The sequence below is a fragment of the Teichococcus vastitatis genome (assembly GCF_003604215.1).
Lineage (GTDB): Bacteria > Pseudomonadota > Alphaproteobacteria > Acetobacterales > Acetobacteraceae > Pseudoroseomonas > Pseudoroseomonas vastitatis.
Genome location: NZ_QXGS01000189.1, coordinates 1 through 880, shown reverse-complemented (window position 1 = coordinate 880; position 880 = coordinate 1). Strand labels below are relative to the sequence as shown.

At 66.9% G+C, this 880-nt stretch carries 1 pseudogene; it reads right to left on the bottom strand.

Annotated features, from left to right (window positions below):
- Nucleotides 1-829, bottom strand: a pseudogene (locus D2K64_RS23850) (IS5 family transposase); the annotation flags it as partial.
- Between the last annotated feature and the right edge of the window lie 51 nt (nucleotides 830-880).

The following is an 880-nucleotide window of genomic DNA, read 5'->3' as shown; positions in this document are numbered from 1 at the left end:
TGCCTTTCGAAACCTACTCTGAAGGGCGTTGAGGGACGTGAGGGAGCAGGCGAGCGCGGTGAGGGCATGGTGGATGTCGAGCCTGCGCTCGTAGCGGATGGCCAGGCGGCGGAAAGCGGTTGATCCAGGCGAATGTGCGCTCGATGACCCACCTGTGCTGACTGACCCAGCTTCTGGCTGCTCTCGATGCCACGGCGCGCGATCCGGTGTTTGATCCCGCGCCGGAGGCAGGCACGGCGGCAGCGGCGGTGATCGTAGGCCTTGTCGGCATGCAGTTTGTCCGGCCTGCGACGAGGTCTGCCCGGCTTGCCTGGGATGGGTGACACCGCATCGAGCAGATCCTCGACCGGCCTGCTGTCGTGAGTATCGGCGCCGCTCAGCAGGAAAGCGAACGGGATGCCGCAGCGGTCCGTGACGGGGTAACGCTTGGTGCCTGCCTTGCCGCGATCCGTCAGGTTCGGCCCGGTTCCGGCGCTCCCCTTTTCGCTGCGATGGACGCATTGTCCACGCAGGCCGTCTGAGGCAGTGCCTCAGACCCAGTCGATGCGATCAGCCTGGCGCAGGCGCCGCAGCAATTCCCGGTGCAGCCGGTCCCACACCCCAGCTTCCTGCCAGTCCCGCAGCCGCCGCCAGCAGGTGAGGCCGGATCCACAGCCCATCCCCGCGGCAGCATCTTCCACGGAATGCCGGAGCGCAGCACGAAGAGGATGCCGCTCAGGGCGGCACGGGGCGGTACAACCGGCCGTCCGCCCTTCGGTTTGGGCCGCTCGGGCGGCAACAGCGGCTTGATCACCGACCAGAGTTCATCCGAGATCAGGGGCTTCGCCATGACCGGCAGATCGGCGCAGCCTTGCCGCTTTTCCAGGTTTTGAAAGGCGCT